At 21.4% G+C, this 26,384-nt stretch carries 21 protein-coding genes and 1 tRNA gene; 5 read left to right on the top strand and 17 right to left on the bottom strand.

The window, feature by feature from the left end; translation table 11 throughout:
* Positions 1 to 157: 157 nt before the first annotated feature.
* Positions 158 to 1,036: a glycine--tRNA ligase subunit alpha gene (gene glyQ, locus D9V80_RS00560; protein WP_158353198.1), complete on the top strand. Its 879-nt coding sequence runs from the start codon at positions 158 to 160 to the stop codon at positions 1,034 to 1,036.
* A gap of 31 nt (positions 1,037 to 1,067) precedes the next feature.
* Positions 1,068 to 3,140, top strand: a complete 2,073-nt coding sequence (glyS, locus tag D9V80_RS00555; protein WP_158353196.1) for a glycine--tRNA ligase subunit beta — start codon at positions 1,068 to 1,070, stop codon at positions 3,138 to 3,140.
* A gap of 322 nt (positions 3,141 to 3,462) precedes the next feature.
* On the opposite strand, the gene pheT is transcribed toward glyS, so the two are convergent.
* The 7 genes from pheT to D9V80_RS00520 all read right to left on the bottom strand — a co-directional run bounded on the left by pheT (position 3,463) and on the right by D9V80_RS00520 (position 11,367).
* Entirely contained in the window at positions 3,463 to 5,859 is a 2,397-nt protein-coding gene (gene pheT / locus D9V80_RS00550; RefSeq protein ID WP_158353194.1) for a phenylalanine--tRNA ligase subunit beta, read from the bottom strand.
* A 21-nt stretch (positions 5,860 to 5,880) separates the two neighbouring features.
* Positions 5,881 to 6,876, bottom strand: coding sequence for a phenylalanine--tRNA ligase subunit alpha (gene pheS / locus D9V80_RS00545; RefSeq protein WP_158353192.1), 996 nt, complete (start codon positions 6,874 to 6,876; stop codon positions 5,881 to 5,883).
* Positions 6,877 to 7,052: 176 nt separating this feature from the next.
* On the bottom strand, positions 7,053 to 7,415 hold the full coding sequence (rplT, locus tag D9V80_RS00540; RefSeq protein WP_158353189.1) for a 50S ribosomal protein L20: 363 nt from the start codon (positions 7,413 to 7,415) through the stop codon (positions 7,053 to 7,055).
* A 38-nt stretch (positions 7,416 to 7,453) separates the two neighbouring features.
* Positions 7,454 to 7,651, bottom strand: a complete 198-nt coding sequence (gene rpmI / locus D9V80_RS00535; RefSeq protein WP_158353187.1) for a 50S ribosomal protein L35 — start codon at positions 7,649 to 7,651, stop codon at positions 7,454 to 7,456.
* Between the two features lie 66 nt (positions 7,652 to 7,717).
* Positions 7,718 to 8,263, bottom strand: coding sequence for a translation initiation factor IF-3 (gene infC / locus D9V80_RS00530; protein WP_158353185.1), 546 nt, complete (start codon positions 8,261 to 8,263; stop codon positions 7,718 to 7,720).
* Between the two features lie 3 nt (positions 8,264 to 8,266).
* The gene (gene thrS, locus D9V80_RS00525; RefSeq protein ID WP_158353183.1) at positions 8,267 to 10,198 is read right to left on the bottom strand and encodes a threonine--tRNA ligase; all 1,932 of its coding nucleotides are present in this window, start codon (positions 10,196 to 10,198) and stop codon (positions 8,267 to 8,269) included.
* Positions 10,199 to 10,320: 122 nt separating this feature from the next.
* Positions 10,321 to 11,367, bottom strand: coding sequence for a 3-deoxy-7-phosphoheptulonate synthase (locus tag D9V80_RS00520; RefSeq protein ID WP_158353181.1), 1,047 nt, complete (start codon positions 11,365 to 11,367; stop codon positions 10,321 to 10,323).
* A gap of 1,399 nt (positions 11,368 to 12,766) precedes the next feature.
* Here D9V80_RS00520 and D9V80_RS00515 point away from each other — a divergent pair.
* Positions 12,767 to 13,129 carry an iron-sulfur cluster assembly accessory protein gene (locus tag D9V80_RS00515; protein ID WP_158353179.1) on the top strand — a complete coding sequence of 121 codons (363 nt, stop codon included), beginning with the start codon at positions 12,767 to 12,769 and terminating at the stop codon, positions 13,127 to 13,129.
* Positions 13,130 to 13,138: 9 nt separating this feature from the next.
* Here D9V80_RS00515 and tyrS read toward each other — a convergent pair whose 3' ends face one another.
* The 3 genes from tyrS to D9V80_RS00500 all read right to left on the bottom strand — a co-directional run bounded on the left by tyrS (position 13,139) and on the right by D9V80_RS00500 (position 17,565).
* Positions 13,139 to 14,416, bottom strand: coding sequence for a tyrosine--tRNA ligase (gene tyrS / locus D9V80_RS00510; RefSeq protein WP_158353176.1), 1,278 nt, complete (start codon positions 14,414 to 14,416; stop codon positions 13,139 to 13,141).
* Positions 14,417 to 14,502: 86 nt separating this feature from the next.
* A complete protein-coding gene (locus D9V80_RS00505) occupies positions 14,503 to 16,719 on the bottom strand; it encodes a hypothetical protein (RefSeq protein ID WP_261978570.1) in 2,217 nt (738 codons plus the stop codon).
* Between the two features lie 216 nt (positions 16,720 to 16,935).
* Positions 16,936 to 17,565, bottom strand: coding sequence for a riboflavin synthase subunit alpha (locus tag D9V80_RS00500; RefSeq protein ID WP_158353172.1), 630 nt, complete (start codon positions 17,563 to 17,565; stop codon positions 16,936 to 16,938).
* A gap of 148 nt (positions 17,566 to 17,713) precedes the next feature.
* On the opposite strand from D9V80_RS00500, the gene D9V80_RS00495 reads away from it, so the two are divergent.
* Positions 17,714 to 17,787, top strand: a tRNA-Val gene (locus D9V80_RS00495).
* A gap of 55 nt (positions 17,788 to 17,842) precedes the next feature.
* Positions 17,843 to 19,192, top strand: a complete 1,350-nt coding sequence (gene tilS, locus D9V80_RS00490; protein ID WP_158353170.1) for a tRNA lysidine(34) synthetase TilS — start codon at positions 17,843 to 17,845, stop codon at positions 19,190 to 19,192.
* A gap of 8 nt (positions 19,193 to 19,200) precedes the next feature.
* On the opposite strand, the gene metG is transcribed toward tilS, so the two are convergent.
* From metG to hisB, 7 genes are all read right to left on the bottom strand, one after another.
* Positions 19,201 to 20,850, bottom strand: a complete 1,650-nt coding sequence (gene metG / locus D9V80_RS00485) for a methionine--tRNA ligase (RefSeq protein ID WP_158353168.1) — start codon at positions 20,848 to 20,850, stop codon at positions 19,201 to 19,203.
* Positions 20,851 to 21,023: 173 nt separating this feature from the next.
* Positions 21,024 to 22,430, bottom strand: coding sequence for a decarboxylating NADP(+)-dependent phosphogluconate dehydrogenase (gene gnd, locus D9V80_RS00480; protein WP_158353166.1), 1,407 nt, complete (start codon positions 22,428 to 22,430; stop codon positions 21,024 to 21,026).
* Between the two features lie 133 nt (positions 22,431 to 22,563).
* Positions 22,564 to 23,211 carry a bifunctional phosphoribosyl-AMP cyclohydrolase/phosphoribosyl-ATP diphosphatase HisIE gene (gene hisIE / locus D9V80_RS00475; RefSeq protein WP_158353164.1) on the bottom strand — a complete coding sequence of 216 codons (648 nt, stop codon included), beginning with the start codon at positions 23,209 to 23,211 and terminating at the stop codon, positions 22,564 to 22,566.
* Entirely contained in the window at positions 23,205 to 23,981 is a 777-nt protein-coding gene (gene hisF, locus D9V80_RS00470; RefSeq protein WP_158353162.1) for an imidazole glycerol phosphate synthase subunit HisF, read from the bottom strand. Before hisF ends, hisIE begins: the two co-directional genes overlap by 7 nt.
* The gene (locus D9V80_RS00465) at positions 23,963 to 24,700 is read right to left on the bottom strand and encodes a HisA/HisF-related TIM barrel protein (RefSeq protein ID WP_158353160.1); all 738 of its coding nucleotides are present in this window, start codon (positions 24,698 to 24,700) and stop codon (positions 23,963 to 23,965) included. Before D9V80_RS00465 ends, hisF begins: the two co-directional genes overlap by 19 nt.
* 3 nt (positions 24,701 to 24,703) lie before the next feature.
* Positions 24,704 to 25,294 (bottom strand): imidazole glycerol phosphate synthase subunit HisH, encoded by a 591-nt coding sequence (hisH, locus tag D9V80_RS00460; RefSeq protein WP_158353158.1) that lies wholly within the window; start codon positions 25,292 to 25,294, stop codon positions 24,704 to 24,706.
* Positions 25,295 to 26,374 (bottom strand): bifunctional histidinol-phosphatase/imidazoleglycerol-phosphate dehydratase HisB, encoded by a 1,080-nt coding sequence (hisB, locus tag D9V80_RS00455; RefSeq protein ID WP_158353156.1) that lies wholly within the window; start codon positions 26,372 to 26,374, stop codon positions 25,295 to 25,297.
* Positions 26,375 to 26,384 lie beyond the last annotated feature (10 nt).

The raw sequence follows: 26,384 nt of genomic DNA, 5'->3' as shown, positions 1-26,384 counted from the left end.
TTACAATTAAATTGTATACTATTTAATTAATAAAAATAAAATTTATATATCATATAATATATATATTATATCAATACTTTTATTAATATTAAAAATATTTATTAATATTAATAATTTTTATACTTTGTAAAATTTTTAATATATATTCAGGAATACTATGTTAATAAATAAAAAAAAAAATTTTTGGGATATTTTACAAACTTTAATTAATTTTTGGAATAAAAAAGGAGTTATTCCATTACAATCAATTGATACTCCAGTAGGGGCTGGAACATTTCATCCAGAAACTTTTTTTAAATCTATTGGTCCTAATCCCTATTCTAATATTTATGTTCAACCTTGTCGTAGACCTTCTGACGGAAGGTATGGAATCAATCCTAATCGATTACAATATTATTATCAATTACAATTAGTAATTAAACCTGCTCCAATAAATATTCAAGAAATGTACTTAAATTCTTTAAAAAAAATTAATATTTCATTAGAAATGAATGATATACGATTTATAGAAGATAATTGGGAAAATCCAACTTTAGGTGCATCTGGAGTAGGGTGGGAAGTTTGGATTAATGGTATGGAAATTACACAATTTACATACTTTCAAAATGTAGGAGGTACAGAATGTAATCCAGTTACTGTTGAAATTACTTATGGATTGGAAAGAATATGTATGCACATTCAAAATAAAAAAAGTATATATGATTGTATATGGATGAATAATAAAAACTATACCATAACATATCGAGATTTATTTTACAAAAATGAAAAAGAACAATCACAATACAATTTTATTTATTCAGATACAAAATTGCTTATAAATCTTTTTCAATTACATAAGAAAGAATGTAAAAGATTATTAACATTAAAAAATCCTTTAATTTTTCCAGCTTATGAACATTTTTTATATGCAAACCATAATTTTAATTTAATAGAAGCAAAAAAAATATTTTCTGTTACAGAACGACAAAAATATATTCTTCAATTAAGAATGTTATCAAAATTAGCTGCTACCATTTATTTAAATAAATACTCATAAATACATTTTTTAATAAACAAAGAAAAAAATAATGAAAAAAACACTTTTAGTAGAAATATATATAGAAGATATACCTCATAAAGAACTAAAAAATATTGCATTATCTTTTTATTATAATGTTATGAATGAATTAAAAAAATTAAAAATAAATTATGAAAAATTAGAATGGTATGCTTCCACAAGGAGAATAGCAATTACAATTAATCAAATGAAAACAATAAGATTTATGAAGACTAAAACAATCATAGGTCCTCCAATTGAATATGTAATGAATAAGGATAATACTTTTAATAAAGTAGGTTTATCATGGTTACAAAAAAATAAAATTGATGAAAAAAAAATATATTTTTTGGAAAAAAACCATAAAAAACATATTGCACAAAAATCTTTTGAACAAAAACAAAATATTGAACCATTTCTTTCTAAAATTATTCAAAATTCTATTAAAAATATTAATTTTAAAAAAAAAATGAGGTGGAAAGAAAATATATCTTCTTTTATTCGTCCAGTAAGAAATATTTTAGCATTATTAGATAAATCAGTATTAAAATTAAAAATGTTTGGATTAATATCTAAAAATTTCACGTATGGACATCACTTAATGTATAACAAAAAAATTCATTTAAAAAATCCTCAAGAATATTTAAATACATTAATTGAAAAAGGAATGGTAATAGTAGATTTTAATAAAAGAAAAAAAATATTAAAACAAAGAATGTCACATGCAGTACAAATGATTAAAGGAGAAATTAAAATCAATTCTCTGTTTTTAGAAGAAATAAACGCTTTAATTGAATATCCTGATGTGTTATTAGGAAAATTTGATCCAAAATTTCTAAATATTCCTCAAGAAATAATTATATATATATTGCAAGTATATCAAAAAAATATTCCAATATATATTAATCAAAAACTTAGTAACTATTTTCTTATAGTTACTAATATATTATCTTCTAATAACAAAAAAATAATTTTTGGATATCAACAAGTCATACATGCTAAATTATCTGACATTGTATTTTTTTTAAATCAAGATAAACATGTTAAACTCATTGATAATCTTAAAATATTAAAAAAAGTTATATTTCAACAAACACTTGGTACATTATATGATAAAACTATTCGAATTTATCATTTAATAAAATGGACATATGATCATATTAAAAAAAAAATACATCATGCAGTTAGAGCAGCTTTATTATCAAAATGTGACTTAGTAAGCCATTTAATTTTTGAATTTCCAGAAATGCAAGGGCTTGTCGGAAAATATTATGCATTACAAAATGGAGAAAATATAAAGGTAGCTCAAGCAATTCAAGAACATTATTATCCAAATTTCTTTGATGATATTTTACCTAAAAGTGAAATTGGATGTTTATTATCTATTTCTGATAAAATTGATACTATTGTAGGATTATATATAGTAGGAGAAAATACTAAATCTCATCATGACCCTTTTAAAATTAAAAGATTATCTATTGGAATTATGAGAATTTTAATAGAAAAAAAAATATCTATTAATCTAAAAAAATTAATAACAAAAAATTTATATTTGTATAATTATAAAAATTCAAAAAAAATAAAAGATAATATATTACATTTTATGTTTAATCGTTTATATTTTTTATATAAAAAAAAAAATGTTAATCGAAAAATCATAAATTCTATTTTAAAATATTGTAACAATAATCCTTTTGATGCTTCTCAAAGAATTGAAGCTATACATGAACTTTATAACAGCGAAATGTTTTCAAATTTAATCATTACATATAAACGAGTTTCAAACATTTTAAAAAAAAATAAAAATATAATATTTTTAAAAAAAGTTAATATTGTATTATTAAAACATGAATTAGAAATATCTCTATATAAAAAAATTAAACAAATCAATCAAATAATTAATGATTTGCTATTAAAAAAAGAATATTTAGAAATTTTAAAGAAATTATCTCAGTTAATTTTTTACATCGATACTTTTTTTAAAAAAATATATATTAAAGATGAAAATATAAAAATTTATTTAAATCGTTTAACTTTAATTAAAGAAATAAAAAAAATTTTTTTAAAAATGTTAGATTTCGATTTTTTCATTATTGGAACATAAAAAATATTAATAATTGTAAAAAAAAACTATATTATCAACAAAGATTAACACAAAAAAAATTATGAATAATTATTAAAATAATATAATTATTACAATAATTATTCATAAACATAACATTTATTATTTTATATCATAAATCACAGCAATTTATTAAACAATTATTGTTATTATAATAAAAATATTTCACTTTTATTTATTCATATTATGTAATGTTAATAAATAACTTACATTATTAATGTTTATATACACATAAACAAAATACATAAAAAGTTCAACTGTTAATATTATTAATATATATAAAATTTTATATATTATAATATAATTATGTTCTTAAAACTGCGTTAAAATCATTTTTTAAAACGGACAAAATATTATTGACTAAAATATTAATTTTTTTTTCATTTAAATCACCTTTAAGATTTAAAAATAACAAATTAATAGAAATACTTTTTTTTCCTGATTCAATATGATTACCTTGATATACATCAAATACATTAAATTCTATTTCTTCATTACCAATGCTTTTTTTACATGAACGCAATATAGATGCATAAGTAACGGATTTTGATATAATAATAGAAATATCTCTTTGACTTCGTGGAAAATATTTAATTTTTTTCACTTTTTCTATAGAAAAAAATGAAATTTTATCTAAAAATAATTCAAATAAAAAAACAGAATTTTTAAAACAAAACTTTTTTTCTAACAACAAATCTAAAGCTCCTATTTTTCCAATTTTTTTTTCATTTAAATAAATATAAGCACTTATATTAGGATTTAACCCAAAAATTGGTTTTGGAACAAATTGCACTTTTTCTTTAATTCCACAATATATTAACAAAGCTTCTATATCACCTTTTATATGATAAAAATCTACATTTTTATTTTTTTCGTTCCAATGGATTGAAAAATTTAATCCAGTAATTAAACCAGATAAACATCTAATCTGATTAGATTGTAATAATTCTTTTTTATTAGGAATAAAACATAATCCTATTTCAAATAAACGTAAAAAAAATTTTTGTCTTTTTTGATTATATAAAGCGGATATAATTAAACCTATCCACAAAGTACAACGCATCGAAGACATATCTTTTGATATAGGATTTTTAATCATTAAAGGATGAATATTAGGATTAAACAAATATTGCATATCTGGATTAATAAAAGAATAATTAATTACTTCAGAATAACCTCTACTCATTAATATTAACTTTAAATTTTTACTATAATCAAAATTATATTTGTCACTACAAGATATATTTTTCTGAATATTAAAATTATTATTAGGTAAAATATTCATGGGAATTTTATCATAACCATACAATCGAATAAAATCAGCAATTAAATCTTCTTGTAAATATACATCTTTCCTCCAATAAGGGGGAATCATGAACCAACCTGTTTTAAAAAAAACAATATTATAACCTAAATAAAAAAAAATATTATATATATCAGTAGCATTAACAAAAAAACCTAATATTTTGTTTAAATAAACATGACATAAAAAAATTTTTTTAGAATGATTATTATTATGATATGTAATATTCTTACTATAAGATAACGGTCCTATTTCTCCTCCACAAATTTTATGAATTAAAAAAGTTGTATAATTCACACTATGTTCTTGTTGTATAATATTAACAGACCTTTTATAAATATATAATTCATTTCGATCTAACATATCATATTGAAAACAATTTTGTGACAATTGATGAGAAGTTAAACAAGCAGAACCTATAAAAATATTCTTTGTATTTAATTTCACAGATGAACATTGTAAATTAATATTATTAGATAATAATAAAATTTTATTTTTTTGAGAAATAATTGAAATATTAGTTTTTAAAGAAATTGCAACACCATTCGGTAATATTACATTTTCTATTTTTTTATTTTTTGTGATGTTTAAATCATCAAAATTATTGTCAATATTAATAATATGAACAGGTTCACCTATTTCAATCAATACATAATTAATAATATCTAAAATAACATTTTCTGTATATACACCAGAATTTCTCAACCTTTCTTGCATCCAAAAAGGAGTCGTGACTTGAGCATTAATATTTTTAATAATTCTACCAATATATCTTTTACAACCACTATCTTTTTCTATATTAATTTTTAATTTACAATTTATTTGTTCTCTTATACAATAAGATGGTAAAACAGGTAAATTTATATTATTAAAAGAAGATAATTCTCTCGCCAAACCTAATAAACTTATTACATCTGAACGATTAGGAGGTATATTAACTTTAATTATATTATTATTTTTTTTTATAAAATACTTTTTTACAAGTTCTCCCGGTTGTGCATTATTAGGAAATAATATTATTCTATTAGTTCCATACATTAAATGTAAATCTGAATAACTACAAAATTTTTTTATTTGTACATTTTTATTATTTTCTATATTTAGATTACTATCCAACATTACTGCAACTTTATTAAAACAATTTAATTCAAATAGATCAGAAATTATTTTAACTACTATATTATTTCCAATTAATATTTTATATAAAAAAACATTTTTTTTTTTTATTTGTCGTTCAACAGACAAAATTTTACCTACAATTATTTGATCATCTATTCCTGTATCATGTACTACTTCTTCAACTTCAAATCCACATTGTGTTAATTGTTGACATAAAATATCAGTACGAATAAAAAATAAATTAAATTTTTTTTTCAACCATGCTTCACTAAATTTCATTTTTCTAAAACCTATATAACATTATTTAAATTGTTGAAGAAAACTTAAATCATTCTGAAAAAATGAACGTAAATCTATTATACCATAACGTAACATTATTATACGTTCTATACCTATTCCAAAAGCAAAAGCTGAATATAAATTATTCTTCACTCCCATTTCTTTTAAAACATTAGGATGAACCATTCCACATCCTAATATCTCTAACCATTCAGATTTTTTATCATCATTTTTTCTAAAAATATCTATTTCAGCGGAAGGTAAAGTAAATGGAAAATAAGCACTTCTAAATCTTGTCTTTACTTTTTTTTTAAAAAAATTTTGTATAAAATTAAATAATAAATACTTTAAATTTGAAAAATTTAAATTTTTCTCTATTACTAAACCTTCTAATTGATGAAACATTGGAGTATGAGTTGAATCGTAATCATTACGATATACTTTACCGTAAGAAATCATTCGAATAGGAGGTTGCCTTCGTTCCATGGCTCGAATTTGAACACTAGATGTTTGAGTACGCAACAATATTTTTTTATTTATCCAAAAAGTATCATTTTGATTACGAGCTGGATGGTTAATCGGAATATTTAAAGCATCAAAATTATGATATACATCTTCAATTTCAGGTCCAGAAGTTATTGAAAAACCTAAATTTAAGAAAAAATTTTCTATATCACCTATAGCAACAGTAATAGGATGTAACGAACCAAAATAAGCACCACGACCAGGTAATGTTACATCAATGGAAGATTTTTGTAATTCATTTTGAACATCTAATACATCTATTTTATTTTTTTTTAATCTTATTTTATTTTTTATAAAATTTTTAAAAAAATTGATTTTAAGACCTAATTGTTTTTTTTTTTCTTTCGAAACTTGTTTTAAAGATTGCATTAAATGAAAAATATAACCTTTTTTACCTAAATATTGAATACGTAATGTATCTAATTCTTTCCAAGTAGTAATCTTGTTAATTTTTTTTTCAAATTTAATTAAAAAAGAATGATCAAAAAACATAATTTTCTCTTATTAAAAATATATAATTTTATAACTATATATTGCTGTTTATAAAAATAAAATCAAATAGTATACTATTTTATTCATAATTTTTATTATATACTCTTTTATTAATTTCAATAATTATTACAATGGGAGTTATATTTACTCCCACGTAATATTATTTAGTTTAAAAATTAAATAATCTTTAAATCTGATTGTGACTTTTTTACTAATTCAGAAAAAGCTATTTTATCAAAAATAGCTAGGTCTGATAAAATTTTACGATTAATAATAATCGAAGAATTTTTTAATGCAAATATCAATTTGCTATATGAAACATTATTATTTCGAGCAGCAGCATTAATACGAGTAATCCATAACTGACGAAATATGCGTTTTTTTTGACGACGATCACGGTAAGCATACTGACCCGCTTTAATAACTGCTTGATTAGCTACTCTATACACTCTCGAACGAGCACCATAATACCCTTTTGCTTTTTTTAAAATTTTTTTATGACGAGCATGAGCAACAACACCTCTTTTAACACGGGTCATATATACTTTTCCTTCTATAAAAAAAAAGATTTAATAATTTATACATATGGTAAAAATAATTTGACTGAATTATGATTAGATTTTGAAATGATAACTTTTGCACGCAAATTACGTTTATATTTACTACTTTTTTTAGTAAGAATATGACGTAAATTAGTTTTCTTACATTTAAAAGAACCGGAAGCGGTTTTTTTAAATCGTTTATATGCACTACGCAATGTTTTAATTTTAGGCATATTGACATTCCATGTTATATATAATTTATTTTTTATATTTAAATAATTGTTAACATCTTTAAAATATTAATTATTTTTCTTTGGTATTAAAATCATAATCATTTGTCGACCTTCAATTCTCAGGGGAAAAGATTCAACTATGGAAATATTTTTCAAATCATTTTTTACTCTACTTAAAATATTAATTCCAATATGTTGATGTGCCATTTCTCTACCTCGAAAACGCAATGTAATTTTTACTTTATTTCCTTCTTCTAAAAATTTAATAATACTTTTTAATTTAACTTGATAATCTCCTTCTTCCGTACTAGGTCGAAACTTTATTTCTTTAATTTGAATCACTTTTTGTTTTTTTTTTTGTTCTTTAAAAGATTTACTTTTTTGATATAAAAATTTTCCATAATCCATAATTCGACAAACTGGAGGAATAGCATTTGGGCTAATTTCTACTAAATCTAATCCTAATTGATCTGATTGTGCTAAAGCATCTTTGAAACTACAAATTCCTAACTGATCACCATCAACACCAGTTAAACGCACTTCAGCGACTTGAGTAATTTCATTATTAATACGATTAGGTTTTGTGAATGTATTGCGTTTTATACCTTTAATATTTTATACCTCCCAATTAATATTACTACGAGTGTTAATTTCTAATGTAACATGAGAAATAAATTTTTTTAATTCTAATAAATTTATTTTTATTCCCGTATTTGTACGTATACTAATTTTATTTTCTAATCGTTCTTTTTTTCCACATACTAATATATACGGAACTTTTGCAAGTACATGTTCTCTAATTTTAAATTTCATAGATACAGCTCTTGTATCGATTACAGTACGAATTCCTACACAAATTAATTGTTTTTTAATTTCATGAATATATAAATAATATTCTTCTGCAACACTAATTAATATTACTTGTATCGGAGCTAACCATACAGGAAAAATACCATTATATTCTTCGATCAAAATACCTATAAATCTTTCTATAGAACCTAAAATTGCTCTATGTATTAATATTGGATTTTCTTTTTTATTATCTTTATTAATATATACTGCATTTAATAATTTAGGTAAATAAAAATCTAATTGTATCGTACCACATTGCCAACTACGTCTTAAAGAATCTTCTAATACTAGTTCTATTTTTGGTCCATAAAATGCACCTTCGCCTGATTTTAATTCAAATGACAACTTATTTTTTTTTAATACAAATAATAAATCTTGCTCTGCTTGATCCCAAGTTTGTTCATCTCCTATACGTTTTATAGGTCGAGTAGCAAGTTTTATATCAATTTTTTTAAAACCAAAAATACGATAAATATCTAAAATCATTATGATACATTTTTCAATTTCTTTTCTAATTTGATTTTTTGAACAAAATATATGTCCATCATCTTGAGTAAATTCTCTTACTCTTAATAAACCATGTAAACTTCCTGAATATTCATTACGGTGACAATGACCAAATTCAGACATACGAATAGGTAAATCTTTATATGATTTTAAACCATGATTAAAAATTTGTATATGAGCTGGACAACTCATTGGCTTAATACAATACTCTTTTTTTTCAGAAAAAGTAGTAAACATGGAAGTATTATAATTTTCCCAATGTCCACTTTTTTCCCACATTTTTTTATTAATAATAATTGGAGTTTTAACTTCTTCATATTCATTATCAGTTAATTTTAATCGAATAAAATTTTGTAATTCTTTAAATATCGACCAACCTTTGGAATGCCAAAAAACCATTCCTGGAACATCATCTTGCATATGATATAAATCTAATTTTTTTGCTAAAATTCTATGATCTCTTTTTTTTAAAGAAGATATTTGACTAAAATAACTATTATATAGTTCACTATTAGGCCAAGAAATTACATATATTCTCTGTAATACTTTTTGTTTTTTATCTTTATTCCAATATATTCCAGAACATTTTTCCACTTTAAAATAAGTACAAAAAGATATATTAGAAGCTTGTGTTAAATTCAAAAAAATATCAGGATGATCATTATGAAAATAAACAGTAATATTTTTATTATCTTCTTTTATACTATTTTGTATTATGTTTATCTTATAAGGTTGATCAAAAAAATATTTTTTTGCATCTTGAATAGAAAACATTTTAAATTTAATATCATATTTTAATAATGACAATTCTTTCATTTTATTTTCAATTGTTTGCAATTCAATTTTACTAAAATTTTTTTGAGTATCAAAATCATAAAAAAATCCATTTTTAGTCAAAGTAAACTGAACCAATTGAATATCAGGCCATAATTGTTTTACTGCATAACCTAATAAATGACCACATGTAACACGAATTAAATTCATAGCATATACATCTTTATTACAAATTACAGATATACAAACATCATGATTTAAAATAGTATTAATATGAATCACTGTATCATGGTTAACTAATCCACCCACACAAGAACTGATTAAATCCGGTTTATAATCTTTTAACACTTGTATAAAAGAAACATTTTCTTCATATGTACATTTTGTTCCATCAAGAAAAGTAATAACCGGCATATTTTATCCTTAAAATAATGTATATAAACGATATTTACTAATAATTTTTTTTAAAAATATTGATAAAAAATAAATTACAATATCAATATGCCAGTAAATACTAACTGGCATATGTAAAATTATTAAAATCTAGAATCTAACGCTTGTGCTAATTGATCAATTAAAATTTCACTATCTTTCCAACTTAAACATGGATCAGTAATAGATTGACCATATTGTAATGATTGTCCTGGAATAACATTTTGAGTGCCTTCAACTAAAAAACTTTCTATCATTACACCACAAATTTGCTTCATTCCATTTCGAATTTGTTTACAAATTGATTGAGATACTTCCATCTGACGTAATGGTTCTTTTAAACAATTTGCATGACTAAAATCTACCATTAAATATTCTGGAAGATTAAATTCATTTAACAAATTAACTGCTTGTTGTATATCTTTTGTATGATAATTTGGTTGTTTTCCACCACGCATAATTATATGACCAAATGGATTTCCACTAGTATGATTAATAGTCATTTGTCCATTTTTATTAGGAGCTAAAAATAAATGTCTCACTTGAGTTGCTCGGATAGCATCAATAGCTATTCTTATATTTCCATCTGTTCCATTTTTAAAACCTACAGGACAAGATAAAGCAGAAGCCATTTCTCTATGAATTTGACTTTCAGTAGTTCTAGCTCCAATAGCTCCCCAACTAATTAAATCCGCGATAAATTGACCTATAACCATATCTAAAAATTCTGTTGCTGCAGGCATACCTAATTTATTAATATCTAATAATAATTTTCTCGCAATAGATAAACCTTTATTAACTCTAAAACTTCCATCTAAATCAGGATCAGAAATTAATCCTTTCCAACCTACTACAGTTCTTGGTTTTTCAAAATAAGTCCGCATAATAATTTCTAAACGATCCGCATATTTTTTACGCAATTCATATAGTTTAGATGCATATTCAACAGCTGCTAAAGGATCGTGAACAGAACAAGGACCAATTACAACAAGTAATCTTGAATCTTTTCCAGTAATAATATCAGAAATATGTGCTCGCGATTGGATAACATTATCCATAATTTCAGGAGTTATTACATAACGTTTTGCTAATTCTAATGGTGTAATTAAAGGATCAATTCTGATTGTTCTCAATTCATCTGTTTTTTTCATGTTTTTCTCTAAAAAAAAATTATCAAAAATAAAAATTAATATTAAATATTAAATATTTAATATTTAATATTGTTTTTTTTAAAATTATAAAATATTAAGATAAATATTGGAATAATATTTTTTATAACAAAAAATTGTTATAAAACATGAGGAAGGAAAAAAAAGAATAGTGATATTAAAGAACTGAAAAAAATTATCATAAGTATGATTAAAAATATTATTATTATTTTTCTATAAAAAATGTTACAAATTATAATTTTTATCCAACATTTTTATATAAATTTTTAATAAAAATATAAAATTAAAAAATAAAAAATAATACAAATAATTATTAATATTAATATATTTATAATATATAATAAAAATAAATACAAAATTATATAAAATAAAAAATGATTAATAAAAATATATTGAAAAAATATCTAATTAATAATACCAAAATTATATATTAAATATTTTTAAAAAAATTAAACATTAAAAAAATTATTTTTAAATGAAATACATTAACAAAAATAAAAAAATAAAAATAATAAAATAATAAAAAATTAATAGAATTGTACCTTACATAATATCTTGAAAACAAGACTAACAAAAAATTTTATCATATATATGAAAATATAATGTTGATATTATTATGATAATAATTGTTATTATTATTAATTTTAAATCATTTTTTATATAAGAAATATACCTTTCAAAAAAAAAAAAAACAAAAATAAATAAATGAAAAAATATCTTTTTTATGATTAAAAAATCATCAATGAATATTTTTTAAGACAAATATGTGATTTAATTAAAAAAATGTTTTAGTTTTTTAAAAGAGAGAAAATGAGAAATAAAAATAAGAAAAAAAATAAGAAAAAAATAACAGTCATCTAAATAAAATTTAGATTTTTTAAATTAATTCAATAAATTTTTTTATAAAAAAATTTATTGTTAAAAATAAACAATAAAAATAGATATCATATGTATATAAAATATGAGTAATATCATTAAATATTTTTCAAATTTATTAACAATAATTATATTTATAATATAATATAATTATTGTTAATAAATGTTTTTAAATATAATTATTTTAATGATATTAATATAATTATAATTGTATTTAATAGTCATAATTATGTATAATAATGATGTAAAAAATAATTTAAATAAAAATTATAGAATTTTTTAAAATAATTTGAAAAAAATTAACGCTTTGTTTTTTAAAAAATTTTTTTATATAAAAATATATAAAATAGTTGATTGAAAATATCAAAAAGAATATAATTTTAAATATTAAAAAAATATGTATTTTATATATCAAAAATACATTAAAATATAATTTATTTAGGGTAATGTATACTAAATAAATATTCAACATTTATTTAATAAAATAAAATATGTGTAAAATATTATGGAATGGAATATAATTACAGTTACTCAGCCGGCATATGAATATATATATTCAATAATAAAAAAAAATGAAAAAAATAATATTGGAATTTTAATCAATATTAAAAAATCAGGATGTGCAGGATTTAAATATACTTTCGAATTAATTTACAAAAACAGTAATAAAAATTTTTTTTCTGAACAAAAAAATAAAAAAATTATCATAAAAAAAATAAATTTTTTTATACCTCTAAAAATATGTAAAATAATTGAAGGAACAACAATAGATATTGTACAACAAGGTTTAAATAAACAAATAAAAATACTTAATCCTAAAACACAAAGTACATGTGGTTGTGGAGAAAGTTTTGAAATGAAATTATAAAATTCATTTTTATATCCATTTTACAAGTATAAATTTTTTCTTACCTTTACATAAAATAGTATATTTTTTAAATAAAACATCTTTACATGTAATAAAATAATTAGAATTACTTTCTATTTTTCCATTAATTTTAATTCCTTTAGATACAATTAAATTAGAAGCATGTTTCCAAGAAGTAGACAACTTTACTTCTGTTAATAATTTTCTTAACTGTATATTATCTACATATTTGAAATAAAAGATAGGAATATTTTTAATAGAACTATTTGTGAAAAAACATTGAAAATCTGATTCTTCTAATCCAATAATATTATTGGAAAATAAATTATTAGAAATATTTTTTGCTATTGTATATTCTTTTTTTCCATGAACTAAAATAGTTATTTCTTTTGCTAATATTTTTTTCATTTCTATTATTAAATTTTTATCTTTTTTTTGAAAAGTATTTACTTCATGCATTGAAGTAATATTTAAAATATTAGCAAAATATAAAGCTTCACTATCAGTGATATTCATCCAAAATTGATAAAATTCATATGGAGTGGTTTTTTTAGGATCTAACCAAATATTTCCTGATTCAGTTTTTCCAAATTTTTTTCCATTAGATTTAATAAATAAAGGAATAGTTAAACCAAAAACTTGTTTGTTTAATTTTTTTCGAATTAAATTAATACCTGAAACAATATTTCCCCATTGATCAGATCCTCCTATTTGAAGAATAGTGTGATATTTTTTATACAAAAAAAAATAATCATACGCCTGTAATAAACTATAAGAAAATTCTGTAAAAGAAATACCTTGATCAATTCGTTGAATTCTTTTTTTTACTGACTCTTTATTAATCATGCTATTAATAGAAAAATATTTTCCAATATCTTTTAAAAAGGTTAATAAATTAATCTCATTAAACCATTCATAATTATTTATTATTAATGCTGAATTACAATGATGATTAAAATTTAAAAATTTTTTTATTTGAGTAACAATATTTTTTTCCCAAATTTTTATTACTTCAAAACAAATATCTTCTCTTTTTTTCTCTTTAAAACTAGGATCACCTATTAAGCTAGTAGCTCCTCCAATTAAAACTATTGGTTTATGTCCACATTTTTGAAATAACCTCAACACTAACAAAGGTAATAAATGTCCAACGTGTAAACTTTCTGCTGTAGGATCAAAACCACAATATAATGAAATACTTTTCTCATTAATTTTTTTTATTAAATCTTGATTATTTGAAATATTAAAAATTAAATTTTTTTGATGTAATTCTTCTATAATATTCATTGTAAAAAAAAATCCTATAATAAATCAATGTTATTAAATAAAACTCTTATTATTGAATTGATACAAATTTTTTTATATTAAATTTTTTAATTTTTTTCACTATCTACATCAAATAAAAAATTTATATCTTTAAATTGTGAATGAACACTTATTTTTTTTGAAAAAAAAACTAAAATATTTTGTAAAAATGTTATAGAAAAATACGAAAATAAAATTTTTGAATAATAACAATTTGTATATTTTCTTTTTTTAATTAATTCCGGACCAATAATTATTAAATCTGGTGCAAACAATAATAATTTTTTACATAATATTTTTTTAAAATATTTTGTGAAAAGAATGATAACTTGTTCTTGAATACATTCAAACCATATAACTGTGTGATAACGAAATGGAGGTAATAATAAATTTTTTCTATTTTTACACAATTCATTTAAAAAATAAGAATAATTTTTTTTAAATAATGTAGTTAATAAAAAATTTTCTTCTGGTGTTTGAATAACTGTTCTTATTTTTAATTTTGAATTCATTAAAACAAACAGAACACTGTAATACAATTTTCCACAATATTCAATAGACCTGAAGTTATTAGAATATAAATATTTTTCTAAAGATAGAAATGCCACTAAAGAAACATTTTTAATTAAAAAACGATTTGCAAAATCAGGGGTAGATAAAATAATTGTTGAAGAACAAAAATCTAAACAATAATTTTTATCAACATTTTTTTTAATTTCTTCAGAAGTAATATTTTTGGAAAAAGATAATATCTTTACATTTGGAAAAATGTCACTTAAATATTTTTTTGCTAACTCTATATCAAATAAACGAACAGAAAAAGAAAAAAAACCACAGTATATACAAAAATTAGGAATGTTTTCTTGACAAAAACAATAAGGACAAAATAAATTATTGCAACTTTTATTAAATTTATAATAATTATTACACCTAAAACATTGTAACATTTTTTTACAATTATCACATTGCAATAGATTATAAAATATATTATTATCTTCTAAAATTAACAAAATAACTGTATTTTTTAAAAGATGTCTACTTATTATTTTAATTAGTTGAACAGAATAAATTCCTATATTTCTCTCTTTCTTTAAATAAATTAAAGTATTTTTATATACATGATATTTTGTAATTTTTTCTTGAAAAACTGATACTCTTATTTCATGATATCTTTTTTCTACAATTTCTTTATAGGATGTGATACTTAAAGATGAAGACGTTAAAAAAATAGGGATATTTTCTTTTTTTGCTCTTTCTATAGCTACTAATTTTGCATTAAAAATAAATTTATTATAATAAATATGATTTAAATCACATTCTTCATCAACAATGATTAATCCTAATTTTGTTAAAGGTAAAAAAATACCCATTTTTGTGGAAATAATAATTTTCGGAATAGACGTTTTACTAAAATCCCAAATCTTTATTTTTTTTGTTTCATTTAACTTAGTATCATAAATTAATACATCAACATCATAATTATCATAAAAAAAATTTTTAATATAATACACCAAAGTTGTATTCGTACAAGGAACAATCAAAAGACTAGTTTGTCCTTTATTTAATATTAAGTATAATAAAAATAAATAGACTTCTACTTTTTGTAGAAAATTTATATCTGAAAAATAAAAAGGACAAGTATATTTATTTTTTTTTAAAATTTTTTCTATCTCTTTTAAAAACAAAATATTTAAATTAGGATAATGTTTTCTCTGAAAAACATAAACAATTTTTTGTACATAATGTGTTTTCTGTAATATACAAAAACCTTTAATAGATAAAGAAGATAAAACAGCATTGCTAATTTTATATTTTTTTATTTCTAAATTATAAATATTTTTTTTCTTTAATAAAGATAAAGTAAATATTTGTTTTTTTCCCAATTTACTAGGTAATTGTAATTTTTTTTTACCAGAATCAGTAATACTCCAACATAAATATTTTTTTGTATAAATTATTCCTTTTCTTAATAATAAAGGAAGAATATTTAATACAATTTTTCCAAGGTAAATATGAGAATAATTAGAATACCATATTAAAAGATTCCATAAACTTGTTCCAAATAAAGAATGTGTGTCTATTACTGTATCGATACTCTTTAATTTATATTTTATTAAATGACTTATTTTAAATTTATTATGATATCGTAATACAATTCCAATTAACAATCGATTTCTAAATGGAACTTGTACTCTCACTCCAATTTTAGGCACGATCGTATATGAATTACACATATAATAAAAACATCGGTGAGATAAAATTGGTATAACTATTTCAAGAATCATCACAAATAAAAATCCAGTTAGAATAATAATATTTAAATTATATTAAAAAATATTGAAAATATTTTATATGATTATATTTTGTTTAATTTAATTTAAATATAAAATTAAAAAAATTGAAAAAATAATTTAATTGTATATATAAAATATGCTTTATTATTTTAATATATTTCAAATAAATAAAACATATTGAATTAATTAATATTTAAAATATAAAAATTATATTATATTAATTTTTTTTAAATAATCTTTACATTGTTTATTTACAGTATCTACTGTAACTTGAGTTATATAATCAATTTCAAGATTTAAACAATCCATTTCTCTTGCATGTAAAAAATTTGTATTTTTAAATGTTTCTGGAATAATAAATACCGAAAAAAAATTATTAATAACACGACCGACAGTTAAACTTACTCCATTTATACAAACACATCCTTTTTCAAAAATATATTGCATACAAGCAAAATTTTTACATTCCATCCATATTTCTTTATTCATTTCATTATTAATAATTCTATTTATTATAACTGTTCCTGTTATATGCCCAGAAACTAAATGACCACCTAATTCACTATTAATTTTTAAAGCTCGTTCAATATTAATTAAACAATTTTTTTTTAAAAATTTAAAATTGGTTATCTGTAAAGTTTCTTCTATTATATCAAATAATACACATTTCTGAACAATATTTTGAACAGTTAAACAACATCCGTTATTAGATACAGAATCTCCTATTTTTAGGTCATTTAATAATGATATTGGAAACTTTAATTTCATAGAAATACAATTTTGTTTTCTTTTAAATGAAATAAATTTTGCTTGACCCATAACAATTCCTGTAAACATTTTGTGTCCCTATATAAAATTTTTTAAAATAAAATAAATAAAAATATATTTAATTAAAACAATTAATATATAAAAATATATAATGCATTTAAAACAATTAATATTATTGTATTTAATAAAAAAAAGATTTATAATCAAATTTAAAAACACGTCTGTAGCTCAGAAGGTTAGAGCGCCATCATGACATGGTGGAAGTCATCGGTTCAATTCCGATCAGACGTATAATTTTTTATATAACATATTTTGGCTTACTTTAACTTTAAAAACATATTTTTATATGACATTGTTTAAAAACATTATTTTTAATCAAATAAAAAAATACTTTAATTTAAATTATTCTTTTTTAATTTTATATAGTGGTGGTATTGATTCAAGTGTTCTGTTACATCTAATAATTAAATTAAAAAAAATATATACATTAAAAAAAAATAAATTCAGAGTTTTACATATTAATCATAAAATTCAATCAAAATCTTATTCATGGTATCAACATTGTAAAAAAGAATGTCAAAAATATAATATAAACTTAATTTATAAGGAAATAAATCAAAAAATTCAAGAAAAATCTAATACAGAAGAAAAAGCGAGAAAAGCGCGATTAAAAATCATTCAAAAAATTCTTCAACCAAAAGAAATAATAATAACTGGTCACCACCTTAATGATCAATGTGAAACACTACTACTCGCTTTAACAAGAGGTAGTGGAATAGATGGTCTTTCTGGAATGAAAGAATGTTCTTACATGTTTCATAATATTTTATTACGACCTTTATTAAATGTGCCAAAAAAAAAAATATACCAATATGCCATTGAAAATAATATAAAATGGATTGAAGATTCTTCTAACTTCGATATACATTATAATAGAAATTTTTTACGAAAAAAAATAATTCCATTAATAGAAAATAAATGGCCAAACTTTATTTATAGTTGTTATAAAACATCTCAATTATTTCATCAAAATAAATTTTTAATTGAATATTTTATTAAAAATATATATAAAAAATATTTAAATTCAGATTTATCTTTAAATATTAAATTTATTAATAAATATAATATAGAAATACATAATATTATTTTAAGAAAATGGTTTTTTTTACATATTAAAAAAATGCCTACAACACATCAATTAAATAAATTATATTTTGAAGTTATTAAAAATAAAAAAAAAAATAATCCTATTATGTTAATAAAAAATTATGAAATTCAAAAATATAAACAAAATATATATTTTTTTATTAACAATTATAATATTAAAAATACATCAATGATATGGAATAAACCTTATAATATATTAAAACTACCATTACAAATAGGGTATATTTCAAAAAAAAATGTAAAAAATAAAACAAATATATTCCCTCCTGCCCCACTAAACAATCAAATAGTTAAAATTAATTTTTTTTTAAAAAAAAAAATGTTATTTATATATCAAAAAAAACATACAACAATAAAAAAAATGTGGCAAAAATTTAATATTCCCCCTTGGCAAAGAAATAAAATACCTTTATTATTTTATGATGATGAATTTATTGGAGCAATTGGATTATTTTATACAAAACAAAATCAGATAAATAAAAAAAATTGGGAAATTCATTGGTTTCATAAAATTAAACAATCACATTAACGAAAAAATTATTTTAAAGTACAAGTTTTTAATAAAAAATGAACTTGATTTTTATTAATTCTACTATATAATTTTTTGAAAAGAGCAATTTTATGATTTAATAATGGATGTACAATATCTTCCCATTTTAAAGATATATTCAAAAATTCTTCACTTTTTTGAGCTAAATCTGGCATTATGGGTTTCAAACACGTTATAATTATTTTAAATAAATTAATAGATAAAGAACAAATATTTTGTACTCGATTTTTTGATATATCATTTTTAAGATTAAATATATTCCATGGAGCTTCTGTGTTAACATACTGATTCGCAATATTTGACATTTTTATAATTTCGGAAACTACCAAAGAAAAATCTCTATTTTCAAAAAAAGATTCAATTTTTCTTGAACTTGATATTAATATTTTATATAAATGTATATCAGTTAGTTCTTTTGATAAATATCCTTTAAAATAAACATTAATAAAATAAGCACTTCTAGATGCTAGATTTACTATTTTATTCACTATATCTGCATTAATTTTTTCATGAAAAGTTTCTAAATTCATTTCAATATCTTCTACTTTAGAAGATAATCGACTTGCATAATAATACCGTAGACTATCTGAATCTAAATATTTTATCCAATCTTTTGCTAAAATCATCGGTCCTTTCGATTTAGAAATTTTTTTTTGATTTATTGTTAAATAACCATGTGCAAAAATTCCTGTTGGTTTTCTTAAATCAGCAGCTTCTAATATTGCTGGCCAAAATAAACTATGAAAATAAATAATATCTTTACCAATAAAATGAAATAATTGATGAGGAGAATCAATTTTCCAAAAATCTTCAAAATTAATATCTTTGTTATAATGACAAAAATTTTTAAATGTACTTATATAACCTATAGGAGCATCCATCCATACATAAAAATATTTATTAGGAAAATTAGGAATATTAAAACCAAAATAAGGTTGATCTCTAGAAATATTCCAAGGTTTTAAACCTGTTATAAACCATTCTTTAATTTTATTTAAAACAGAAGATTGTAGTACTCCTGAATATATCCAATTCTTTAAAAAAGTTTCTAATTGTGGTAAATCAAAAAATAAATGTTCTGTTTTTTTTAATAAAGGTTTTGTATTTGACAAAATCGATTTAGGATCAATTAAATCAGTCGCTGTATAAATAGAACTACAATTTTCACAATTATCTCCATATTGTTGTTTAGTATGACAATATGGACAAGTTCCTTTAATAAATCGATCCGGAAGAAAAATATTCTCTTTAATATCATAATATTGATATATATTTTTTTTTTTTAAAAAATTTTTTTTCTGTAACGTAGAAAATATTTTTTTAACAAAAAACAAATTTTCTGTTGTATGTGTTGAATAATAATTATCGTGAATAACATTAAAATTTAAAAAATCATTTTTATGCTCTATTAAAGTACGATGAATCAACTGTTCAGGAGTAATATTTTCTTTTTTAGATTGAATCATAATTGCTGTACCATGAGCATCATCTGCACAAATAAAAATTACTTTTTGACCTCTCATACGTTTATATCGTACCCAAATATCAGCCTGAATATGTTCTAATAAATGTCCTAAATGAATGGAACCATTAGAATAAGGAAAAGCACAAGTAACTAAAGAATTTGTATAACTCATAAATTTAATAGTACCCCCTTAAATTAATAAAATAATAATTTGAAATTTTATGAACATTCCAGAATAATATTCTGGACTATTCTGGAATAATAATGTTAATTATTAATTAATTATAAATATTTTTTAATATATTTATATTTTTAATATATTTTATTTTAAACAAATAACAATATTTAATTAGTCCATTCCGTATGAAAAATTCCTTTCTTATCAATACGTTGATAAGTATGTGAACCAAAAAAATCTCTTTGAGCTTGAATTAAATTAGCATTCGAAATATTAGTACGATAACCATCGTAATAAGTAATAGAAGCAAGAAAAGTAGGTATACTTATACCTTTTTGAATAGATAAAATAACAATTTTTCTTAAATCATCATGATATGTATTAGCAATTTCTAAAAAATAAGGAGATAAAATTAAATTTAATAAATGTTTATCTTTATAATATGCATCATGAATTTTTTGTAAAAAATTAGCACGAATAATACATCCAGAACGAAAAATATTAGCAATACTACTTAAATTAAGATTCCAATTATATTTGTCTGAAGCTTGTTGTAATTGTGAAAAACCTTGAGCATAAGATATTACTTTACCTAAATATAAAGAACGACGAACTTGTTCAATAAAAATATTTTTTTTTAATATGACTGGATGACATATAGGTCCTTTTAATACTTGATTAGCCTGTATTCTCTGAGCTTTCATACTAGATAAATATCTAGCAAAAACTGATGCAGCAATTAAAGTTAATGGTTCCCCTAAATCTAAAGAAGCTTCGACTACCCATCTTCCTGTTCCTTTATTTTCAGCCACGTCTAAAATTGAATCTATCAAATATTTTCCTTTGTTATCTTTTTTTCTTATAATTTTTGCAGTTATTTCAATTAAATAACTTTTTAATTCTCCTTTGTTCCAAAGTTCAAATATATCAGCAATGTCTTCATTTTTTAATTTTAATAATATTTTTAACAAAAAATACGATTCTGCAATTAATTGCATATCTCCATATTCAATACCATTATGTACCATTTTTACATAATGACCAGATCCATCAGGACCAATATAATCAACACAAGAATCTTTATCTAATTTTGCAGCAATTTTTTGAAAAATAGGTTTAATAAAATTATACGCTTTTTCAGTTCCACCTGGCATAATACAAGGTCCATTCAAAGCTCCATCTTCTCCACCTGAAATACCTGCTCCAATAAAATAAATATTGTTGTTGGATAATGCTTTTTCTCTTCTAATAGTATCTTTATAAAAACTATTTCCACCATCAATGATTATATCTTGAGGCTGTAAAAAAGGTAATAAAGATTGAATAATATCATCAGTAACTTTTCCAGCTTTTACCATTAACAAAATACGTCTAGGTCTGTCTAAAGATTTTACAAAATCTTTAATAGTAAAAAAAGGTATAATATCCTGATGAGGATGTTTTATCTTTATTGATTGAGTTTTATGTGATGAACGATTAAAAATTGAAACAGAAAAATTATTTCTTTCCATATTTAAAGATAAATTATATCCCATAACTCCCATACCAATAACACCGATTTTTTGCTTGAACATATTTCTTCCTAATAATATTTTTATATTAATAAAATAAAATGTTTAATAAAATTATACATCATTAACATAATAAACTTTATAAAAAACAAAAGAATAAATAAGAAAAAAAATTATAATAAAAATATTTATATCATTAACAAGATGATGTTTTTTTTTTTAAAAAACGTTTTTGTAAATTAGATATAATAGAATATATATTTATATTTTTACTATGTAAAAGTACTAAATAATGGTACATTAAATCTGATGCTTCATTCACAAAGTTATTTTTATTAGATTGTACAGCAGCTATTATTGTTTCAATTGATTCTTCACCCAATTTTTGAGCAATTCTTGATATTCCTGTTTTATATAATTTACAAGTATAAGATGTTTGATCTTGTAATGATTTTTTCGATTCAATTAATTTATCTAAAGAGTGTAAAAAAAACAATATTGGTCGATGAATATTATGATCGGAATAAAAGCAACTAATTTGATTTAAATGACAAGAAACACCTACTGGTTCAACCATTATTAATAAACAATCACTATCACAATCAGAAATAATTTTTTTTATTTTTAAAAAATTACCAGAAGTTTCTCCTTTTTTCCATAGTCTTTTTTTCGTTCTAGAGTTTAAAACAACTTCTTGATCTTGTATACTTTTTTCTAATGCTACATTATTCATGTAAGCATGCATTAATACTTCCCCTGACAAATAATTTTGAATAATAACAGGAACATTTCCATTAGTTTTTTTCCAATCAATTTTTGATAAAATGTCTATATCATTTAACATAACCGAACCTCAATATTATTTTTAAATAAAAATTGTTTTAAATCTAAGATATTAATAATGTTTTTATGAAATACTGATGCAGCTAAAGCACCATCAACTTTTGCTATATTAAATACATGATAAAAATCTTCTTTTTTCCCAGCTCCTCCTGAAGCAATTAAAGGAACATGACATAAATTTCTAATATATGTTAACTGTTTTACATCATAACCATTTTGATTACCATCTTCATTCATAACATTTAAAACAATTTCTCCAGCTCCTAATTGTTGTACTTTTTCTACCCATTCATCAGTATATAAAGATGTTTGTATCATTTTTTCTTGAATTCCAGTATATTGAAAAACATGATATTGTTTATTTATTGTGTTATACCAAGAATCTATTCCTACTACAACACACTGAACACCAAATGTATCAGCAAGACGGCTAATTAAAAAAGGATCATGAATAGCAGGAGAATTAATAGAGATTTTATCAGCTCCTAAAGATAACATTGTTCTTGCTTCTTTTATATTTTTAATACCTCCTGCCACACAAAAAGGAATATTAATTAATTCAGCAACTTGTTCTACCCATTTTTTATTTAATAAAGTATTATTAGAAGATGCAGTAATATCATAAAAAACTAATTCATCTGCTCCATTATCTGCATATTTTTTAGCTAATTTAAGAATATTGCCTATTTTTTGATGATTTTTAAATTGTATTCCTTTAACTACAATTCCATCTTTTACATCTAAACAAGGAATTATTCTTTTTGCCAACATTCTATTGCCTCTTTAATTGTAAATTTATTTTCTAATAAAGCTCTTCCTATAATTACACTGTTGACTTTTGTTTGTTTTACTTTAATAATATCAGATATTGAACCAATACCTCCTGATGCTTGAATACATAAATGAGGAAATTGCTTAGTCATATCATTATACAATTTACAATTTGGTCCATGTAATGTACCATCTTTAGAAATATCAGTACATAAAATATGTTTTAATCCATATTCTGAAAATATTTCTATTAATTCTTCTAATACAAAAATAGATTTTTTTTTCCATCCATGTGTATAAATTAACTTTTTGTTATTTTCTTGAATATGTATATCTAATGCTAATACTATTTTTTCTCCTGTATATATTTTAAACCAATTTTTTACTTCATTAATATTATTCGTTGCTGCAGAACCGATCACTACTCGAGTATTATCATATTTTAAAAAAAATTCTATATCTTTATCATTTCTAATACCACCACCAATTTGTATAGGAATATTGATAAATTGAAAAAGAGATTCAATAAAACGATGTTGTTTATTATGAGGATTCATAGCTGCTTGCAAATCGACTATATGTAGTCTTTGTATATTATTTAAAGAATATAAATCAATTAAATCTTTTAATTGATATGAATAATGTAAAACTTCCGTATAATTTCCTTGATATAATCGAACAATCTTTTCATTTAACAAATCTATAGCTGGTATAATCATTTACTATAACTCCAAAAAATTTCTTAAAAAAATTGATCCTACTACTCCTGATTTTTCAGGATGAAATTGTACTCCATAAAAATTATTAAAATGAATAATGGAACTAAAGTCTTCTCCATAATAAGTGCTAGCAAGCGTATATTTCATCATAGGAAAAATATAACTATGAACAAAATAAAAACGATCCATATTTGTTATTCCTTTTAACAAAGAACATTTTTTTTTAATCGAAATTGTATTCCATCCCATGTGTGGAATCGGATAAATATTTTTTTTAAATACACGAATAGAAGAATTAATAATATTTAAACCTTTAACTATTCCTCCTTCTGAACTAAATGATCCAAACAATTGCATACCTAAACAAATTCCAAGTACGGGTTGTGTACATATACAAAGAGCTTCAGATAAATTATGTAAAGTTAATTGTTTCATTGCTTCCCGAGCAGTTCCAACTCCAGGAAGAATTATTTTTTTTGCATTTAAAATAATAGAAGGATTATTTGTCACTTCAACAGTATAACCTAATTTTAAAATAGCCCATTTTAAAGATGCTAAGTTAGCACAATGAGTATCAACAATTACTATACTCATTTATAAAATTCCTTTTGAACTTAATAAAACATCATGTTTTAAATGTTTTATAGCTTGCCTTAAAGTTTGACCAAATGATTTAAATAATGCTTCACATAAATGATGATCATTATTTCCAGTAGCTTGAAAATGCAAAGTAATTTTCATAGAAAAAACTAAAGTTCTAAAAAAATGTTGAATCATTTCTGTATGAAAATTTCCAATAGTAGAATTTTTGAATTGTACATTAAATACTAAATATGGTCGATTCGATATATCTAAAACACAATGAGAAATACTTTCATCCATTGGTAACATAAAACCAAAACGATGATTATTTTTTTTATTATATCTAATCACTTTATATAATGCTTTTCCTAAAACTAACGCAGTATCTTCTACAGTATGATGTTCATCAACATTTAAATCACCTTTCAAAACATGAATATCAAAATTAATACCACTATGTACAGCAATTTGCTCTAACATATGATCAAAAAATCCAATTCCAGTCGTAATAATATTAAGACCTTTATTATTATTAATGTGCGTTTTAATACAAATACTAGTTTCTTTAGTATTTCTAAAAACAGAAAAACATCTTTTTTGATTTGTAATTTTTTTTTCAATATCTATCCAAGATAAAAATTGTTGTTTATAATGCAAACCTTGTATACCAATATTTTGTGCTAACTTCATATCTGATAATCGATCACCTATAACATAACTATTATTTTTATTAATTAAATTATTAATGATCCAACCCTTCAAAAGTTGTAATTTCGGTTTTCTACACTCACAATTATCTTCTGGTTTATGAGGACATATTAATATGTCATCAAAAATAACTCCTTGAGATCTAAATATTTGTAATATAAAATTATGTGTATTATAAAAATTATAAAAAGGAAAACAATTACTGCCTAAACCATCTTGATTTGTAAATAAAACTAAACAATATCCTAATTTTTTCAAATTTAATAAAGTAGTAATTACATGAGGTTCTAAAACAATTTTTTCCAAAGTATCAATCTGATAATCTAATGTTGGTTCTGAAACTATTGTTCCATCTCTATCAATAAATAATATATTATTCGACATACCTTTCCTT

Origin of the sequence: Buchnera aphidicola (Thelaxes californica) (assembly GCF_005080825.1) — a bacterium.
GTDB classification, from domain to species: domain Bacteria; phylum Pseudomonadota; class Gammaproteobacteria; order Enterobacterales; family Enterobacteriaceae; genus Buchnera_I; species Buchnera_I aphidicola_V.
The sequence above is the reverse complement of the archived record's forward strand: the minus strand, read 5'-3'. Positions and strand labels throughout refer to the sequence as shown.

Bases quoted from the DNA above. Each gene is read 5' to 3' on its own strand.
- glyQ (WP_158353198.1), top strand. From the start codon at position 158: ATGTTAATAAATAAAAAAAAAAATTTTTGGGATATTTTACAAACTTTA.
- glyS (WP_158353196.1), top strand. From the start codon at position 1,068: ATGAAAAAAACACTTTTAGTAGAAATATATATAGAAGATATACCTCAT.
- pheT (WP_158353194.1), bottom strand. From the start codon at position 5,859: ATGAAATTTAGTGAAGCATGGTTGAAAAAAAAATTTAATTTATTTTTT.
- pheS (WP_158353192.1), bottom strand. From the start codon at position 6,876: ATGTTTTTTGATCATTCTTTTTTAATTAAATTTGAAAAAAAAATTAAC.
- rplT (WP_158353189.1), bottom strand. From the start codon at position 7,415: ATGACCCGTGTTAAAAGAGGTGTTGTTGCTCATGCTCGTCATAAAAAA.
- rpmI (WP_158353187.1), bottom strand. From the start codon at position 7,651: ATGCCTAAAATTAAAACATTGCGTAGTGCATATAAACGATTTAAAAAA.
- thrS (WP_158353183.1), bottom strand. From the start codon at position 10,198: ATGCCGGTTATTACTTTTCTTGATGGAACAAAATGTACATATGAAGAA.
- D9V80_RS00520 (WP_158353181.1), bottom strand. From the start codon at position 11,367: ATGAAAAAAACAGATGAATTGAGAACAATCAGAATTGATCCTTTAATT.
- D9V80_RS00515 (WP_158353179.1), top strand. From the start codon at position 12,767: ATGGAATGGAATATAATTACAGTTACTCAGCCGGCATATGAATATATA.
- tyrS (WP_158353176.1), bottom strand. From the start codon at position 14,416: ATGAATATTATAGAAGAATTACATCAAAAAAATTTAATTTTTAATATT.
- D9V80_RS00505 (WP_261978570.1), bottom strand. From the start codon at position 16,719: ATGATTCTTGAAATAGTTATACCAATTTTATCTCACCGATGTTTTTAT.
- D9V80_RS00500 (WP_158353172.1), bottom strand. From the start codon at position 17,565: ATGTTTACAGGAATTGTTATGGGTCAAGCAAAATTTATTTCATTTAAA.
- tilS (WP_158353170.1), top strand. From the start codon at position 17,843: ATGACATTGTTTAAAAACATTATTTTTAATCAAATAAAAAAATACTTT.
- metG (WP_158353168.1), bottom strand. From the start codon at position 20,850: ATGAGTTATACAAATTCTTTAGTTACTTGTGCTTTTCCTTATTCTAAT.
- gnd (WP_158353166.1), bottom strand. From the start codon at position 22,430: ATGTTCAAGCAAAAAATCGGTGTTATTGGTATGGGAGTTATGGGATAT.
- hisIE (WP_158353164.1), bottom strand. From the start codon at position 23,211: ATGTTAAATGATATAGACATTTTATCAAAAATTGATTGGAAAAAAACT.
- hisF (WP_158353162.1), bottom strand. From the start codon at position 23,981: ATGTTGGCAAAAAGAATAATTCCTTGTTTAGATGTAAAAGATGGAATT.
- D9V80_RS00465 (WP_158353160.1), bottom strand. From the start codon at position 24,700: ATGATTATACCAGCTATAGATTTGTTAAATGAAAAGATTGTTCGATTA.
- hisH (WP_158353158.1), bottom strand. From the start codon at position 25,294: ATGAGTATAGTAATTGTTGATACTCATTGTGCTAACTTAGCATCTTTA.
- hisB (WP_158353156.1), bottom strand. From the start codon at position 26,374: ATGTCGAATAATATATTATTTATTGATAGAGATGGAACAATAGTTTCA.